General features: G+C 38.5%; 24 protein-coding genes. 18 read left to right on the forward strand and 6 right to left on the reverse strand.

Going from position 1 to position 16272, the window contains the following annotated elements:
• The first annotated feature begins 18 nt into the window (after positions 1-18).
• Complete coding sequence (locus IGJ17_RS04000) at positions 19-1311, forward strand: PTS sugar transporter subunit IIC (protein WP_005237388.1); 1293 nt, start codon at positions 19-21, stop codon at positions 1309-1311.
• A 25-nt stretch (positions 1312-1336) separates the two neighbouring features.
• On the forward strand, positions 1337-2767 hold the full coding sequence (locus IGJ17_RS04005; RefSeq protein ID WP_008377237.1) for a 6-phospho-beta-glucosidase: 1431 nt from the start codon (positions 1337-1339) through the stop codon (positions 2765-2767).
• A 43-nt stretch (positions 2768-2810) separates the two neighbouring features.
• Here the strand turns inward: IGJ17_RS04005 and IGJ17_RS04010 are convergent, their stop codons facing one another.
• On the reverse strand, positions 2811-3455 hold the full coding sequence (locus tag IGJ17_RS04010) for a CPBP family intramembrane glutamic endopeptidase (RefSeq protein ID WP_008377239.1): 645 nt from the start codon (positions 3453-3455) through the stop codon (positions 2811-2813).
• A gap of 217 nt (positions 3456-3672) precedes the next feature.
• Here IGJ17_RS04010 and groES point away from each other — a divergent pair, with 217 nt between their 5' ends.
• Both groES and groL read left to right on the forward strand, forming a co-directional pair.
• Positions 3673-3957 (forward strand): co-chaperone GroES, encoded by a 285-nt coding sequence (groES, locus tag IGJ17_RS04015; RefSeq protein WP_005225291.1) that lies wholly within the window; start codon positions 3673-3675, stop codon positions 3955-3957.
• A gap of 32 nt (positions 3958-3989) precedes the next feature.
• The gene (gene groL, locus IGJ17_RS04020; protein ID WP_005237384.1) at positions 3990-5618 is read left to right on the forward strand and encodes a chaperonin GroEL; all 1629 of its coding nucleotides are present in this window, start codon (positions 3990-3992) and stop codon (positions 5616-5618) included.
• Between the two features lie 84 nt (positions 5619-5702).
• Here the strand turns inward: groL and IGJ17_RS04025 are convergent, their stop codons facing one another.
• The 4 genes from IGJ17_RS04025 to IGJ17_RS04040 form a co-directional block, all read right to left on the reverse strand.
• Positions 5703-6842, reverse strand: a complete 1140-nt coding sequence (locus IGJ17_RS04025; RefSeq protein ID WP_429961101.1) for a tyrosine-type recombinase/integrase — start codon at positions 6840-6842, stop codon at positions 5703-5705.
• Between the two features lie 103 nt (positions 6843-6945).
• Positions 6946-7887 carry a DUF5067 domain-containing protein gene (locus IGJ17_RS04030; RefSeq protein ID WP_429961102.1) on the reverse strand — a complete coding sequence of 314 codons (942 nt, stop codon included), beginning with the start codon at positions 7885-7887 and terminating at the stop codon, positions 6946-6948.
• A gap of 90 nt (positions 7888-7977) precedes the next feature.
• Positions 7978-8334, reverse strand: a complete 357-nt coding sequence (locus IGJ17_RS04035) for an ImmA/IrrE family metallo-endopeptidase (protein ID WP_123834873.1) — start codon at positions 8332-8334, stop codon at positions 7978-7980.
• Between the two features lie 12 nt (positions 8335-8346).
• Positions 8347-8691 (reverse strand): helix-turn-helix domain-containing protein, encoded by a 345-nt coding sequence (locus IGJ17_RS04040; RefSeq protein WP_195971956.1) that lies wholly within the window; start codon positions 8689-8691, stop codon positions 8347-8349.
• A 228-nt stretch (positions 8692-8919) separates the two neighbouring features.
• Here IGJ17_RS04040 and IGJ17_RS04045 point away from each other — a divergent pair, with 228 nt between their 5' ends.
• Genes IGJ17_RS04045 through IGJ17_RS04055 form a run of 3 tightly spaced genes read left to right on the forward strand, consistent with a single transcriptional unit; the run spans position 8920 to position 10199 of the window.
• Positions 8920-9117, forward strand: a complete 198-nt coding sequence (locus IGJ17_RS04045) for a helix-turn-helix domain-containing protein (RefSeq protein ID WP_081131779.1) — start codon at positions 8920-8922, stop codon at positions 9115-9117.
• A 14-nt stretch (positions 9118-9131) separates the two neighbouring features.
• Positions 9132-9419 carry a hypothetical protein gene (locus IGJ17_RS04050; protein WP_271814913.1) on the forward strand — a complete coding sequence of 96 codons (288 nt, stop codon included), beginning with the start codon at positions 9132-9134 and terminating at the stop codon, positions 9417-9419.
• Positions 9420-9434: 15 nt separating this feature from the next.
• Complete coding sequence (locus IGJ17_RS04055) at positions 9435-10199, forward strand: phage antirepressor KilAC domain-containing protein (protein WP_413127019.1); 765 nt, start codon at positions 9435-9437, stop codon at positions 10197-10199.
• A 136-nt stretch (positions 10200-10335) separates the two neighbouring features.
• Here the strand turns inward: IGJ17_RS04055 and IGJ17_RS04060 are convergent, their stop codons facing one another.
• Entirely contained in the window at positions 10336-10884 is a 549-nt protein-coding gene (locus IGJ17_RS04060) for a hypothetical protein (protein ID WP_429961103.1), read from the reverse strand.
• A gap of 163 nt (positions 10885-11047) precedes the next feature.
• Here IGJ17_RS04060 and IGJ17_RS04065 point away from each other — a divergent pair, with 163 nt between their 5' ends.
• From IGJ17_RS04065 to ssb, 11 genes are all read left to right on the forward strand, one after another.
• Entirely contained in the window at positions 11048-11230 is a 183-nt protein-coding gene (locus tag IGJ17_RS04065) for a hypothetical protein (protein ID WP_194199766.1), read from the forward strand.
• 145 nt (positions 11231-11375) lie between these two features.
• Entirely contained in the window at positions 11376-11612 is a 237-nt protein-coding gene (locus tag IGJ17_RS04070; RefSeq protein ID WP_194199767.1) for a hypothetical protein, read from the forward strand.
• Positions 11613-12341, forward strand: a complete 729-nt coding sequence (locus IGJ17_RS04075) for an ERF family protein (RefSeq protein WP_429961104.1) — start codon at positions 11613-11615, stop codon at positions 12339-12341.
• Entirely contained in the window at positions 12338-13273 is a 936-nt protein-coding gene (locus tag IGJ17_RS04080) for a DUF1351 domain-containing protein (protein WP_429961105.1), read from the forward strand. Before IGJ17_RS04075 ends, IGJ17_RS04080 begins: the two co-directional genes overlap by 4 nt.
• On the forward strand, positions 13274-13951 hold the full coding sequence (locus tag IGJ17_RS04085; protein WP_429961106.1) for a putative HNHc nuclease: 678 nt from the start codon (positions 13274-13276) through the stop codon (positions 13949-13951).
• 4 nt (positions 13952-13955) lie between these two features.
• Entirely contained in the window at positions 13956-14762 is an 807-nt protein-coding gene (locus IGJ17_RS04090) for a hypothetical protein (protein WP_429961107.1), read from the forward strand.
• Positions 14737-15048, forward strand: coding sequence for a hypothetical protein (locus tag IGJ17_RS04095; protein ID WP_429961108.1), 312 nt, complete (start codon positions 14737-14739; stop codon positions 15046-15048). Before IGJ17_RS04090 ends, IGJ17_RS04095 begins: the two co-directional genes overlap by 26 nt.
• Before the next feature lies 1 nt (position 15049).
• Positions 15050-15232, forward strand: a complete 183-nt coding sequence (locus IGJ17_RS04100) for a hypothetical protein (RefSeq protein ID WP_270286842.1) — start codon at positions 15050-15052, stop codon at positions 15230-15232.
• Positions 15222-15608, forward strand: a complete 387-nt coding sequence (locus IGJ17_RS04105; protein ID WP_429961109.1) for a RusA family crossover junction endodeoxyribonuclease — start codon at positions 15222-15224, stop codon at positions 15606-15608. The genes IGJ17_RS04100 and IGJ17_RS04105 overlap by 11 nt, the downstream gene beginning before the upstream one ends.
• Positions 15605-15787: a hypothetical protein gene (locus tag IGJ17_RS04110; protein WP_103299961.1), complete on the forward strand. Its 183-nt coding sequence runs from the start codon at positions 15605-15607 to the stop codon at positions 15785-15787. The genes IGJ17_RS04105 and IGJ17_RS04110 overlap by 4 nt, the downstream gene beginning before the upstream one ends.
• Positions 15784-16254 carry a single-stranded DNA-binding protein gene (gene ssb / locus IGJ17_RS04115; protein WP_429961110.1) on the forward strand — a complete coding sequence of 157 codons (471 nt, stop codon included), beginning with the start codon at positions 15784-15786 and terminating at the stop codon, positions 16252-16254. Before IGJ17_RS04110 ends, ssb begins: the two co-directional genes overlap by 4 nt.
• Positions 16255-16272 lie beyond the last annotated feature (18 nt).

A 16272-nucleotide genomic window follows, 5' to 3' on the forward strand; every position in this document is an offset into this window, starting at 1 on the left:
TTTTAGGAGTGATGTGAGATGAACGAATGGATCAATGAGAAATTATTACCCCCAATATTAAAATTTGTTAATACGAAAGCAATCACTGCATTAAGAAACGGTATGCTTTATACGATGCCCTTTTCAATCGTAGGATCGATTTTCCTGCTATTAGCAAACTTTCCCGTCCAGTCGATTGCGGATTGGGTAACGAATAGTGGCTTAGGTGAATACTTCAACCAAGCCTATGGCGCCTCTTTTGCAATTATGGCTTTTTTCGCCGTAATGGGTATCGCCTATTCGTATGTAAAAGCAGAAGGTTACGAAGGACTCCCTGCAGGAATGATTGGTTTAGTTATTTTCTTATTAACTATGGAGTCAAGTGTAACGGATGCTGAAGCAAATGTGACCATCGCAAATGTCATTGATAAAACATGGACTGGTGGACAAGGCATGATCAGTGCCATCTTAGTAGGGCTTTTTGTGGGTTGGGGCTATACTTGGTTCTTAAAACGCGACATCCGGATCAAACTGCCAGAACAAGTACCGACCAATGTTGCAAACTCATTTACAGCGTTGATTCCGGCAGCTGTTTTGACGACCATCGCATTAGGCATTTATGTTTTCTTTGATAAAGTCTTTCAGACAACCGTGGTCGAATGGATCTACACCGTGATTCAAAGTCCGATGCAAGGTGTGACGGATTCTCTTGGCGGTGCAATGATGCTAGGCTTCTTAGTACCATTCTTGTGGTTCTTCGGGGTTCATGGTTCGACGATCGTGGGCGGCATCATGGGGCCGATTTTACAAGCCAATTCATTAGCAAATACGGCTATTCTTGAATCTGGTAAAGCATTGACATTGGAAAATGGGGGACACATCGTGACCCAACAGTTTTTAGATCAATTTATGACGGTAACTGGCGCAGGAATGACGATTGGCATCGTGCTATATATGGTGGCTTTTGCCCGTTCAGCGCAGTTCAAACAATTAGGACGTCTCTCCTTGATCCCAGCATTCTTTAATATCAATGAACCAATTATTTTTGCGACACCGATCGTCATGAATCCGATCATGGTATTACCATTTATTTTGACACCGATGGTTTCAGGCGTGATCACGTATTTTGCACTTTATACCGGTATCGTACCGTTATTTACTGCTGTGCAAGTTCCGTGGACGACCCCACCGATCATTTCAGGATTTCTAGTAGGGGGCATCCGGACCGCTATTTTACAATTTGTTGTTTTAGCAATCGGCTTCTTTATTTACTATCCTTTCATTCGTAAGGTCGATAGTTTGAACTATAAACAAGAAACAGAGATCGTTTAATACCAAGGAAGCAGGTTGAAAAGAAATGAATAAACTTAGAAACGATTTTTTATGGGGTGGCGCAGTCGCTGCTCATCAATTGGAAGGCGGCTATCGTTCGGGCGGAAAAGGCGTGAGTGTCGCTGATGTCATGACTGTAGGAGGCAACGGAATTCCTCGCCGAATCACGGAAGGTATCCAACCGGGCGAAAGTTATCCCAATCATGAAGCGATCGATTTTTATCATCGGTATCCTGAAGACATCAAGCTTTTTGCCGAATTAGGGTTGAAGTGCTTCCGAACATCGATTGCCTGGACCCGTATTTTTCCAAAAGGTGATGAACGCGAGCCAAATGAGGAAGGCTTGGCCTTTTATGATCAATTATTCGATGAGTGTTTACGCTATGGCATTGAGCCGGTTATTACCCTTTCTCACTTTGAAATGCCCTATCATTTAGTTACCGAATACGGAGGTTGGCGTAACCGTAAGTTGATCGATTTGTTTGTCCGCTTTGCAGAAGTTTGTTTTACGCGCTATCAAAAGAAAGTGAAGTATTGGATGACTTTCAATGAAATCAACAATCAAGCAAACTACAAAGAAGATTTTGCGCCGTTTACCAATTCCGGTCTGTTCTTTACCGAAGGAGAAGACCGAGAAAAAATCATGTACCAAGCAGCCCATTACGAACTCGTTGCTAGTGCGAAAGTGGTGGCGCTAGGGCATGCAATCAATCCTGCGTTTCAAATCGGATCGATGATCGCGATGTGTCCAATCTATCCGTATTCTTGCAATCCCAAAGACATGATGGCAGCCACGGTGGCCATGCAGCGCCGCTATTGTTTTTCAGATGTGCATGCCCGTGGACACTATCCGAGATATATGCGCAGCTATTTTGAGAGAAAACAATTTGATTTAGATATCACCCCTGAAGATGAAGCAATTTTGGCAAACGGCTGTGTTGACTACATCGGCTTTAGTTACTATATGTCTTTTGCGATCAAAGGTAAGGAAAATGATCCAACCTATGACTATGATGAGAGCCAAGATCTGGTGGATAATCCCTATGTTGATGCTTCCGAATGGGGCTGGCAGATTGATCCCGTGGGCTTACGCTACGCCATGAATTGGTTCAACGAACGCTACGAATTGCCGCTCTTCATTGTAGAAAATGGCTTTGGTGCCGTAGATACAGTGGAAGAGGATGGACAGATCCATGATGACTACCGTATTGATTACCTGAAAGCCCATATCGAAATGATGAAAGAAGCAGTAGCTTATGATGGCGTCGACTTATTGGGTTATACACCGTGGGGCATCATTGACTTGGTTTCTGCTGGTACAGGGGAAATGAAGAAACGCTATGGTGTGATCTATGTGGACAAAGACAATGAAGGAAATGGGACCCTTGATCGTCGGAAGAAAGATTCATTTGCATGGTATCAGCAAGTGATTGCGTCCAATGGCATGAAGGTATAAAGAAAAAAACGTTACGCAAAATTTCTGCGTAGCGTTTTTTTCTTTAGGGCATTTGGATATAGCCGTAATGAAGCAACAACTGAATAATAATAACTAAAGTGTTCATTCCCACATGGGTAATCATGGAAGTCCAAATGCTGCCGGTCAAGGCATAAAGCCCAGAAAAGAACAGTCCTAAGAAAATATAGACTAAGAGATGATTGTCATTATGGGCAAAGGCAAAGGCTACAGCGCTGACCACTACACCGACCCAAACATTGCTGTATTTCCCAATGATGCCAACTAAGGCTCTGCGGAAGACAAATTCTTCCATAATTGGTCCACCAACCATTGCCGCGAGGGCGAACAGTGGGTTTTGCAGCACAATAGCAATGATATTTTCGGTATTTTGCGAAGCACTGACTTCACCGAAAAGCGATTCGATAAAAATGGCTAGATTTTGCAACAAGATCGCTGCAATAATACCTGTCAGTCCATAAATAAGAATCGATGAAATTTTTGATCTTTTGTGTTCAAACGATAACGGTTCCGTTTGTTTGAAATACAAGAAAAACATGATCGCAGCACCAACTAAATAACCAATCGTTGTTGCGGCCACTTGATGTCCGCTAGGGATGAAGGCGATCGGTAGAAAAAAGACGATGCCGTAAGTAAGAATCGTGGACAAAGAATATTTTGATAAAGACATAGTTGTTTCCTCACACTCCTTTGCTTCATTATAGACTAGGTTGCTTCTAGAAACAAAAAATCCTACTATTTTTATCAATCAAATAGAAATGCAAAAAAAATTTAGCAAAAGGCTTGCAAAAATTTGGGAAAATGAGTAATATTGAAACTGTAAGTTAGCACTCGATACAAGAGAGTGCTAATACTAAATTCTATAACATTCATTGGAGGGATTTATCGTGTTAAGACCATTAGGTGATCGTGTGATTATCGAAGTCGCAAAAGAAGAAGAAAAAACTGTAGGCGGAATCGTGCTTGCATCAGCAGCAAAAGAAAAACCACAAACGGGTACCGTTATTGCAGTCGGCGAAGGACGCACGCTCGAAAACGGTGAAAAAGCTCCTGTTGCTGTCAACGTTGGCGAACAAGTAATGTTTGAAAAATACGCTGGCACAGAAGTGAAATATGAAGGAACAGAATATTTGATCGTTGCTGCAAAAGATATCATTGCAGTAGTAGAATAAGAAAAATAAAAAATACTTGAGGTGATGAAATCATGGCAAAAGAAATCAAATTTGCAGAAGACGCACGCGCAGCAATGCTTCGTGGGGTAGATAAATTAGCAGATACAGTAAAAGTAACCTTAGGTCCTAAAGGTCGTAACGTGGTTTTAGAAAAATCTTACGGTTCACCATTGATTACAAATGACGGTGTAACGATCGCTAAAGAAATCGAATTAGAAGATCATTTTGAAAACATGGGCGCAAAACTTGTTTCTGAAGTCGCTTCAAAAACAAACGATATCGCTGGTGACGGAACAACGACTGCTACGTTATTGACACAAGCAATCGTTCGTGAAGGATTGAAAAATGTCACCGCTGGTGCGAACCCATTAGGTATTCGTCGTGGGATCGAAATGGCAACAAAAGTGGCTGTAGAAGAGCTACACAACATTTCATCAATCGTTGATTCAAAAGAAGCAATCGCACAAGTTGGTGCTGTTTCTTCTGGTAGTGAAAAAGTTGGTCAATACATCGCTGATGCAATGGAAAAAGTCGGCAATGACGGTGTTATCACTATTGAAGAATCAAAAGGGATCGAAACAGAATTAGATGTTGTGGAAGGAATGCAATTTGATCGTGGGTACTTATCACAATACATGGTAACTGACAACGATAAAATGGAAGCAGCGTTAGAAAATCCATACATCTTGATCACTGACAAAAAAATCTCTAACATCCAAGATATCTTGCCATTGTTAGAACAAATCTTACAACAATCAAAACCATTATTGATCATCGCTGATGACGTTGATGGCGAAGCATTACCAACACTTGTCTTGAACAAAATCCGTGGAACATTCAACGTTGTTGCAGTGAAAGCACCAGGATTTGGTGACCGTCGTAAAGCAATGCTAGAAGACATTGCGATCTTAACTGGTGGTACAGTGATCACTGAAGACTTAGGTCTTGAGTTGAAAGATGCAACCATCGATAACTTAGGTCAAGCAAGCAAAGTGGTTGTGGATAAAGACAACACAACGATCGTTGAAGGTGCTGGTGAAAAAGAAGCAATTGACGCACGCGTTCAATTGATCAAAAACCAAATCGCTGATACAACTTCTGACTTTGACCGTGAAAAACTACAAGAACGCTTAGCAAAACTTGCTGGTGGAGTTGCAGTGATCAAAGTTGGGGCACCAACTGAGACTGAATTGAAAGAATTGAAATTACGTATTGAAGATGCATTGAATGCAACACGTGCCGCTGTTGAAGAAGGCATGGTCTCAGGTGGGGGAACTGCCTTAGTCAATGTCATCAACAAAGTTGCAGAAATCGAAACAGATGGCGATGCAGCTACAGGTGTCAAAATCGTGTTACGTGCATTAGAAGAACCAGTTCGTCAAATTGCTGAAAACGCAGGCTACGAAGGTTCAGTCATCATCGACAAATTGAAAAACGCTGACTTAGGCGTTGGTTTCAATGCAGCAACTGGCGAATGGGTAAACATGCTAGAAGCTGGGATCGTTGACCCAACGAAAGTGACGCGTTCTGCATTACAAAACGCAGCTTCTGTTGCCGCATTATTGTTAACAACTGAAGCAGTCGTTGCCGACAAACCAGAACCAGCAGCGCCAGCAGCTCCTGCAATGGACCCATCAATGGGTATGGGCGGCATGATGTAATTATAATAAAAGAACCTCTATTTATAGGGGTTCTTTTGTTTGTTTAATGTCAATTTTATACAAAAGGGGCAAAAAAGGGGCAAATTACAAATTGTTTAATCGATCGATAACCTGCTCTTTGGATTTTTTGGTCACGTGATTATAAATTGATAAAGTCGTGTTGGCATCGGAATGTCCGACTCTCTCCATTATGGTTTTTAAAGGAAGATTCAATTCAGCTAGTAAAGAAATATGACTATGTCTGAATATGTGTGAGGATAAGTTTTTATCCCATTTTAGTTCGTCTTGAACTCTATGCAATACCATATTAAAGCTATGGAGAGACAACGGAGTACCTCTAGATGATTTAAATATATAATCCTCGTTACTTTGGGAGCCGAATACTAAAGAGTTGTGTTCTATGATTTCATTAACAATTTTTACTGCTCTATTAGGCAAAGAAACTATTCTTTTAGAATAGATATTTTTAGGTGAAGTTTTTATAGCATCTGCCATTTTTAAGAAAGAATAGTCCAATGTGCCGTTAATATCCAAAGTACTCCCGTCAAAGTCCTTTACTTGTAATGCCTGTAACTCTCCGTATCTTAGGCCTGTTAAATATAACAATTCTGCAATGTTAGCGTGCAATAATCTTTTAGTAGATTTTCTCATATATACAAGCAACTCTGTCATTTCGCTTTGATCAAGGTATTTTTCATCCATGTTTTTTTTTCTTTTTTCTTCTTCAGCTTTTTTTCTTTGAATTTTGACATTCAGCGCTAGATTTTGTTTAATATACTTTTTCTCAACTGCATAATTCAACATGATTGAAAGGGTCGTCTTGGTCTGTTTCGTATAATTCAAGGATAGGTCACCGAAAGTATACATTTTTTCTGTAATATTACGAATCATATTCTCGTCTATATTTCGAACAAGAACATCGTCAGATATAACTTTTTGAATATGTTTCATCATCTTTGGAACTTTGGTCCAGCTTGTTCTTTTTACATGTTGTTGATAATAAACAAACCACTCTTCGTAAAGCTCCTTGAAAGTGATGTCAGATTTATCATAATTACTCAAAGCTTCCTCTATTTTTTTGTCTAATATTTTCTGTGCATTCTTCCAGGCTCTGGAAGAATCACTTGTTAGAATAGTACTTGTCTTTTTCCATTTTTCGGTATAGGGATCTTTGTATCTTTCTATAAACTTATATCTTCCGTTGCCTAAAGATTCGCTCCACATTGTGTGTACCTCAATTCTTTGTTACAATAGGCATGACTAAATAAGCCTATCGTTTATTTTGTTTTGCACGCCTGTCTTTGGTCGGAGGGGCGTGTTTTTTTCTTTACTCGTAATAGCCTTGTTCGATAGCTTCTAATGTTTGAATTTCACCAGATGTTAATTCTCTATCTTGAATACTTTTTATTTCATTATATATACGTCTTGCATTTTCAGAAGTTCCTTCAGGCAATGTTGTTTGCTCAGCTTGACTACCATTAAATGAATCTTCATATTGACCGGAACCTACTACATAAGTTTCGTTTTCACTAGCTCTGACTGCTTCTTCCCAATCCTCTGCTGTCCAGCCTTCAGCCTTTGCTTTTTCCCACTCAGCTTCACCTTCTTGCCAGCTTGCTGGCATATCGGAAAAGCTTTCGTTATAGGAACTATCTTCATTGGGATTATTTGTATTGGCTAAAGATTTTGTTTCTTCAGGCTTTTCTAATTCAGTCAAATCAATTTCATAAATACCTATTTCTTTATCTTCATACATAGCTATCATTTTAACTGGGAAATCTAAGTTATCCAGAGAGTAAGTCTCTATTATGTCCACGGTTTTATCGGGTAACAGTTCATTAGAACGAGAGTTTTCTTTATCAACTTGCTCATTATATGATTCGACATCATCTGTTGATCCAAATGCATCTAAGCTATAGTAGGTATTATCGAGATCAACCTCAGAAGTTTCATTCTCTTGTTTAAATAAAACGTAATCATTAATAATATCAATAGGTGTGATATTGTTATCTGAAGTATTCTTTAATGAATACGTTATATATAACCCATAGCCATCTTCAGATGGACTTTTAACTATTTCAGAATTTTTATAAGTAAGTTCAAACTCGTCAGTAATGATTTTCCCATATTCGAAGTCAGCTTTCTGTTCTTCAGAAACAGAAGTCGTTTGAGAAGTTGTATCAGTTGGGGGAGTTGTACTTTCTTCATTATTAGAACATCCGGTCATTATTAAACCAACAAACAATAAGCACGGTACGACTTTTTTCATCTTCTTTCCTCATTTCTCTGATATAATATATTTGTACTATCTCAGAAATGAGTAACCCTTATCGAAGCTGGTCCTTTGATAGGGGTATTTTTATCTAGCATATTTAACATCGTAGCCCATCCCAATACTAAATTCTTCTATTAATTGACTATAATTATAAATGTCATCGTATTCGCTGGTGAAGTAGCTTATCATAAATCTATCTGCAGCATATTCCATTTTCGACTTTAAGACAAATGAGAGTTTATAAAGCTCATAATTATCTTGATCTTCACAAGCATGCCCTAATTCATGAAGTAAAGCCTTCTTCGTATCAAAATCATTTAACTTACTATTCAATACAATTATATTTACAATTGGTAGATATTTCCCATGATCTTCCAAAAATTCATCATAAACTATTGTTATGTTCAACTTTTCAACAATTTCTAAAATCTGAGCATCCAAACAAACACCCTCTTATATTTTTCCGTCCAAGTATGCTTTTGCAATCCTCTCTAAAACTTGACGGTCATTTTCCGAAACTTCTTTCCCGTTATAACTCATAACAGATTTTAATGCTTCTTCTATGGTCAATTCTTTTTGTTTTTCGGACATACCCATGTGTGGGTTATCTGTTCTTCCTAAAAGATAATCAGTTGACACATGGAAATATTCAGCGATTTTCGCTAATTTGTCTACAGATGGAGCGCTTTTTCCCCATTTAGTAATTGAACCGCTTGATAACCCGGTGCGCCTTTCCAACTCAGCAAGGCTAATATTCCTCTGTTTAGCCAGCTCTTTTATTTTACCCAAAACGTCCATTTTTACACCTCGGAAAATTTTTCGTATTTTTCTGTTGACGTGGAAAATATTCCGTGATATATTATGTGTGTGAGACAAAGGTACACAAAATAACCCACGTAACAGTGGATGAAATAGCGATAATGTTTGGTGGCATACGCTTATTTCGTTGTGCCTTTATTATGGAATATTTTCCGAGTTATGTCAATAGGTTTTTAGAAAATATTCTAATAGAAGGGAGGGTTTGGATTGTTGTATGAAAAAATAAAAAAACTTGCATTACAAAAGGATGTTTCTATTAACAAAATGGAGAAGGATTTAGGATTTAGCTCCTCATATATTTCTAAGTGGAATAAATCGATGCCTTCGGCTGAAAAGTTGTTGAAAGTATCTAATTACTTGAACGTTTCGATTGAGATGCTATTAGAAAAAGAAAATCAAGAATAGGAAGGATGAAAAAAATGAAAAAACCAACTATTCCGGAATTAATCAAAATGGCTAAGGATAAGACTTCGATTTCTGAATGGGATAGGCGTGAGGATTTAATGATTCGTTTCAATGGGTTATCTCGTACTACTTTAAATACGTATCAAAAAGAGATGGAGAGTATTCCTGAATTCAAAGAAGGAGTTTTAAAACCAACCCATAGCGTAACTTGGATTCATCTTGGAACATTCCTTTGGTATTTGAAATGGAAAGAAGCTAACCGTTATAGATCAAAAAAATTGAAACCTTCAGAGGTTGCATAAAGAGGAGGAAGCAAGATGAGCACACCACAAATTTTTAATTTCGAACAAAATGAAGTTCGGACAATCTTAGTAAATGACGAGCCATATTTTGTAGGCAAAGATGTTGCAACAACGTTAGGGTTCAAAGATTCGAACAACGCTTTAAAACAACACGTTGAAAACGAAGACAAAATCATAGGGCGCCAAAACACCACCCCATCTTTTAAAGATAAATTGGGAAGGAACCAGTATCCAACTTTAATAAACGAAAGTGGAGTTTATGATTTGATTTTTGGTAGCAATTTGCCATCAGCAAAAAAATTCAAACGTTGGGTAACAAGCGAAGTCCTTCCAACAATCAGAAAAACAGGTAGCTACACAAACGTTCCTCAAAGTTTCGCTCAGGCATTGCGACTAGCAGCTGACCTAGAAGAAAAGAACCAACTGCTTGAACAGCAAATCGCTGAATATGAACCGAAAATCAGTTACCTAGATATGATCCTGTCATCAACTGATACAGTAGCAACTTCTCAAATCGCAGCAGATTACGGAATGTCGGCAATCGCACTGAATAAATTGCTTAATGAGTTAGGTGTTCAGCATAAAGTCAGTGGTCAATGGATTCTGTACCGCAAACACATGAACCAAGGATACACAAAATCGCACACAAGCGAGATTCCAAAAGCTGATGGCGGCGTAAAAGTTGTGATGAATACTAAATGGACGCAAAAAGGTCGTGTCTTCATTTACAACTTATTAACTGCAGAGGGTTACTATCCTCAAATGGATCTTTTGGATTAAAAATAACCCCACACGGAAGGAGGGGCTAGGATGAATGTTAGTTACGAAGATTTTCTAAAAGAATTAGTTGATAAAGCTAAAAACATAAAAGAATCACCAATAAATATAACTTTGATAGTCGAGTGTGAAAAGGGTATTACCTATGAATTTCGTTTAGATAAACAGGGAAGGAAAGTTTTTTTCCAGCAGTGAAAATGTCAATTATAACTTTTAAATTACCGTTTACGTTCATTGGCTCATAAATAGCGAATTCCAAACAAAATGAATTTAAATCATATGAATCGATTCGACATGGTTCTCTGAACAATTCATTTGACCGATACATCTTATTGGTTGTTATTAACCCTTCTGTTTTTTTTACAACAAAAGTCTGAACTTTAAATATATCGTCAGAAACATCTAATGAAGCGTTCGTTGATCTTAATTTGATTTTATAAATAGTAAAAGCAGATGGTTTACTATTTTCGATTACAAAGTTTACTTTACCAACATATTTAGTTGAGTTTTTATAGAAATCAGAAATTTCAGAAGGTTGTACTGCAGTTTTTATATAAAACGAAGGTGAATCCTCATCTAAATGTACAGACATGTTTGGTTTGTTTCTCAAGTATTCAAACAGCTGTATCAAAAGGCTGGACATTCCAGTGATAGAACCTATTAATGCAAGTATCAATTCTATTGACAAAGTAAGCACCACCATTTTTTTAACAATTATACCAAAGGAGGAACCACATGGTAACAGAAATCACTATCTCAGTAGAAACAAACGGATCGACAATGCAACACACCGTCTCGACAAGAGAAGAAGCGATTGCTTTAATCGATCGATACTTCAAGGAGGAGTCAGCATGAAGAAAATCTACTGGATCAGACGCACAACATTTATTCTTGTGATCTTCGCATTGGGAGCATTGCTTTCATCAGAACCACCAACGTGGCTAGTCATCGGATTCCCTTGTGTCGCAATGTTGCTGCTAATGATTTATGACGAAGCAGTATTTGAATTACGATCAAAGACGGTGAAGAAATGACTAGAGTAGAAGTGCTTGACCTATACTATCGCACACTTGATTGGAAAGAAATCTACTACGAAGCCCAAGCGAAAATGGACGCAAAAAAAGACTCCGGCCGGCAAGCATAGAGTCTTAACAAAAATTCATCTAAGGAGATTATACCATGAGAATAGCAATCGACACAATCGGGTGTATTCATCTAATTGACGCATTCAAACCTTATGGATCAATCGTTTTCGATATTGATAAGAAGAACGATCGAGTAGGTGTTTATCAGGACAGTGACAACGAGGTTGTCCGTAAACAATTTGAAACTATCGAAGAATCAGCTGAATTTGGTCGAGAAGAACTGATTCAAGGGTTAGAGCAAGTAATCGAGAAATTGAAGGAGGCGTTGTAGTTGAGTGAGAAAAATGTTTATCAGCGTTTAGCAGAAGTCAGAAAATCGATTTCTTATTTGAAGAAAGAGAAATCTGGTAATCAGTTCCAATATGTGGGGTCTAGTGATGTGTTAGGGGCGTTGCACAGTGCTATCAACGATGCTGGGCTTTTATTAATTCCTTCCATTACTAATCACAAACTCAATGAACGAGTTGAGCTAATCGGAAGTAAAGAAAACCAGAAAGAACGAGCTACTTATTTTACTGAATTAGAAATGAATATGCGCTGGCAGAATATTGATGACAAAAATGACTTTGTCGATAGCGCTTGGTATGCACAAGGTGTTGATATTGCTGGGGAAAAAGGAGTAGGTAAAGCCTTAACCTACGGCGAAAAGTATTTCTTACTGAAGTTTTTCAACATTGCGACAGACAAAGACGATCCAGATTCATTCCAAAGAAAACAAGAATCTATCCAGCCGCCTAAGCTGATTGACGGAAAACAGCTGGCTGCTTTGAATGACGAAGCTAGAAAAGTCGCTGAATTGGCTGGTGCTGAGCTATCAATAATCCAAAATAAATTGGCTGAAGCAGCAAAGGTTACTGCTCTTGATCAATTGCCAGTAAATCTATTCAGTAGCGCTATGGCTCAACTCATTAAGTGGAAGCAGAGCTATGAAAAGAACGCACAAGAAAGCAAGTCCGTTGAACAAAAGCAAAATGATATCAATTGGGGGAATGCGCAATGACGACCGATTTAACTACTCAACTTGAATTTAACGTAGATTTCACGCCAAGCCAAATCACGATCAACAATGAAGCCAAGCTGAAAGAGTTGGTGGATGCGACTATCGCTCGTTATGGAACTTTGGTTTTCACTGACGACAATATTCCAGAAGCGAAGCAAGCAAAAGCCGATCTAAACAAAGTTGCTAGGTTGCTAGACGATCAACGCAAGGCTGTTAAGAAGGAATACAGTAAACCATTGAAAGAGTTTGAAACGAAAATCAATGGTTACACGAATCAAATTAAGTTAGTCAGCGAGGGAATCAATGAGAGCATTTCTACTTTTGAAGAGTTGGAAAAAGCTAAACGGCTTGATAAGTTGGTTTCGACTATTGAAGAAATTTCTCCTAACTACGGAATCGATTCATCGGAATTAACTATTAATCCATCATGGCTAAATAAGGGGAACTTCACTACTAAGGGCGAGTTGAACAAAAAAACGTTAGAAGAAGTTACTTTCCAAATGAAACAAATTGCTGATGCTAACAAACGAATTGAAAATGATAAAGCTATCATTGGCAACTATGCTAAAGCAGTAGGACTTGAGCCAGAATCGTGGGTAGCGCAGATCGAGAATGGATTATTCGCATCCGACTTGATGAAGCAAATTGATGCGACTGTGGTCGCTAAACGGGAACGAGAAGAGCGTGAAATCAAAGAACAGCAAGCCCAAGCTGAATATGAGCAAGCCATGAAAGAACTCAAGGAGCGACAAATTGACAATAACGTCATTGACCAAGAAACGGGCGAGATTTTAGAAGATTCACCAAATATACAACATCAAGAAATTGAAGAGTTTGAAATAGTTGAATTGCGACTAACAGGAACGCATGAACAACTAACTGCATTAAACAAATTTATCACTGGTGAAGGAATAAAAGTGGAAGTGATGTAAATGAATAACCTTTCGTATCTAGCGAAAATAACAAAAGTAGAAGGTAATCACCTGATGCTAGAACTTAAAGATGAACTAAACATCGAACGACTCAAAACAATATTTGATGGATATGACGGTGAGCGACAAGCGGAAATATTCATCAAAGACCCACGAGGGTTCACAGTCGAACAGAGACGCTTTACATTCGCTTTAATGCAAGATATATACATTTACACTGGCGAACCATTAGAGAGCCTTAAAGACGTGTTCTATTGGCAATTTCGGTACTTCACAGGGAAGAACATCAGCTTGTCGAATCATTCGGAGAACACAGTCGATGAAGTCTCAACATTAGATGAATTGATACTAGACTTTATCTTCGCAAATGACATTCCGTTTCGTGAAGGCTATGAGATTCCGCCACAAAATGAGCAGTACTTTTTCTATAAGTGTGTGACAAACAGGACTTGCTGCATTTGCGGTAAAAAGAACGCTGACATCGATCACTTTGACAAAGCTTTGGGAAGACGAAAGCGGAAAGAAGTAGATCACACAAAATTTACTTTTGCAGCACTTTGCAGAATCCATCATACCGAGAAGCACCAAATGGGGATTTCAGAGTTTAAGAATAAGTATCACGTTATCGGGATCAAATTGAAACAGGAAGAAATAAAAAAATTTAGGATTGGAGGATAAGGAGTTGGCAGAAACAAGAACTCAAATATTTCGACAATCAAAGACAAATAACTACTCAATTATTCATAACGAAATACTCAGACGTAATGACATTAGTTGGAAAGCAAAAGGAATCATGTGTTATGTCCTTAGCCTTCCAGATGATTGGGTAATTTATTTAGAAGAATTGATTGAACATGCTACCGATAAGAAAGCCAGTTTTAGAAGTGGATGGACTGAATTAACTGAAAAAGGATATGTGCGCAGGTTTCCTGTTAGGAATGAATCTGGAAAAATCATCGAATGGCGAACTGAGATTAGAGAAAACGTTGATTTAACAACAAGTTCACCACTTACCGATTTTCAAGAAGTAGAAAACCAAGAAGTAGAAAATCGGAAGCTACTAAGTACTTATTCTTTTACTAATGACTTACAGATACCAAGTACTGAATTGTATATAGACAGTTTCGAACAATTTTGGGCAAGGTATCCGAAAAAGACCCAAAAGAAAAAAGCCAAAGAACAGTTCAAGAAGAAGATAACAAATCAGAGTTTACTTGACCAATTTGAGACTGGTTTTTCAAATTACTTGGCTTATATAAATTTGAATGATTGGTATCATCCCCAAGAGTTTTTTAGATGGATTAGAGATGAGCGCTATAAGGATCAATATGATTTAGCGCCGAAAACTCCTTCTCCTCAAAAGGCTAGACGCGAAACTTTGCCAGATTGGGCAAAGAAACCAACTAATTACACAAGGAATAAACCGAATGTCACAGAAGAGGATCTAAGGGGGTTTTTAGAAGATGTCGGAGACGAAGAAGGATTTTAGTAAGCCAGTAAAACTTATTTACAGTCTGCTCCCCCCTGATCAACAGGAACTTATGAGATTTCCTCTTGAGTCGATGACTGGTTACGTCAAAGAAACAGGAGATACCGAAGCGAAAGGTGCAGAAGCAAAATTTAGAACGTTTATGCTTGTATACCGCCATTACCTAATAAGTGAAAGGCTTGTTAAGAATAACCATTTCGGCAAAAACTTTCTCCAAGCCACTACAGATGAACTTTGGTCGGAAGCTCAACAACTATACATTAACTTGAAAAATGGAGGTAAGTAATATGGAAAAAGTTATTTGCTTAGATGGATGGCGCTTTGATTTTCCAAAAAGAACGTTAGCAAAGGCAGCGGCTTTATTAGATTCAGGAATGAAACCGACAGAGGTTGCGCATGAGCTAAAGCTAACAGAAAGGGATATAGCGGTCATAACGTTAGACCTGTTGGATAAACGAGATGCAATTTAACAAAAACATGTTGATTACGATACCAGGAGAACTAACAGACTTAAACAAATTCATCAATAGCCAACGGACAAACCGATATGCAGGAGCCAAGTTAAAAAAGGAGAACACGGAAAAATGTTGCTATGCATTCTTGATGGCGAAAGCGGCAGGCCTGAGAGTGACAACGCCGATCAACTTGAAAATCACTTGGTACTGCAAAAACAAGCGCAAGGATAAAGACAACGTGGCATTCGGGATCAAGTTTATCTTGGACGGAATGATTGAAGCAAGAGTGATCGCAAATGATGGATGGGGCGAGGTTGCCAACTTTGAACATCGATTTGAAGTAGATAAGGATTGCCCGAGAATTGAAATTGAATTGGAGGAAGCAGAATGAGAAAGACGTATGAAATACGTGGTAGGAATCCATTGAGAATCAATGACGATGATCAAGGTGAACACTATAAAACACTCACGTTTACCGTAGGTTATGGATATATCGCTGCACCACTTAGCAAACCAAAAGTAAAAGAACTCATAAAAGATTTAGAAAAATGGTTGGAGGAAGAAAAATGATAAACAACATTGTACTAGTCGGAAGACTAACGAAAGATCCAGATTTGAGATACACGACTAGTGGCACAGGAGTTGCAACCTTTACCCTAGCAGTTAACCGAAACTTCACAAGTGCTGATGGGACTCGGGAAGCGGATTTCATAAACTGCGTGATTTGGAGAAAGCCAGCTGAAACATTAGCAAACTATGCGAAAAAAGGCGTATTGATCGGAGTAACAGGGCGGATTCAAACACGTTCCTATGATAACCAACAAGGACAAAAAGTCTATGTCACCGAAGTGATTGCAGACAATTTCCAGTTGCTAGAAAGCAAGAAAGTCGATTCTAGCCAAAATACACAAGGTAGCGGCGTTTCAAATAGTCAAACGAATAATTACACTCGCAACCAACAAAATACAAACAGCGCAACGGCAGACCCATTTGGCAACTCGTCGATTGATATCAGCGATGATGATTTACCATTTTGAGAGGTGAGCAGATGACAC

Origin of the sequence: Enterococcus sp. DIV1096b, from assembly GCF_050498765.1 — a bacterium.
Classification (GTDB): Bacteria; Bacillota; Bacilli; order Lactobacillales; family Enterococcaceae; genus Enterococcus_D; species Enterococcus_D entomosocium.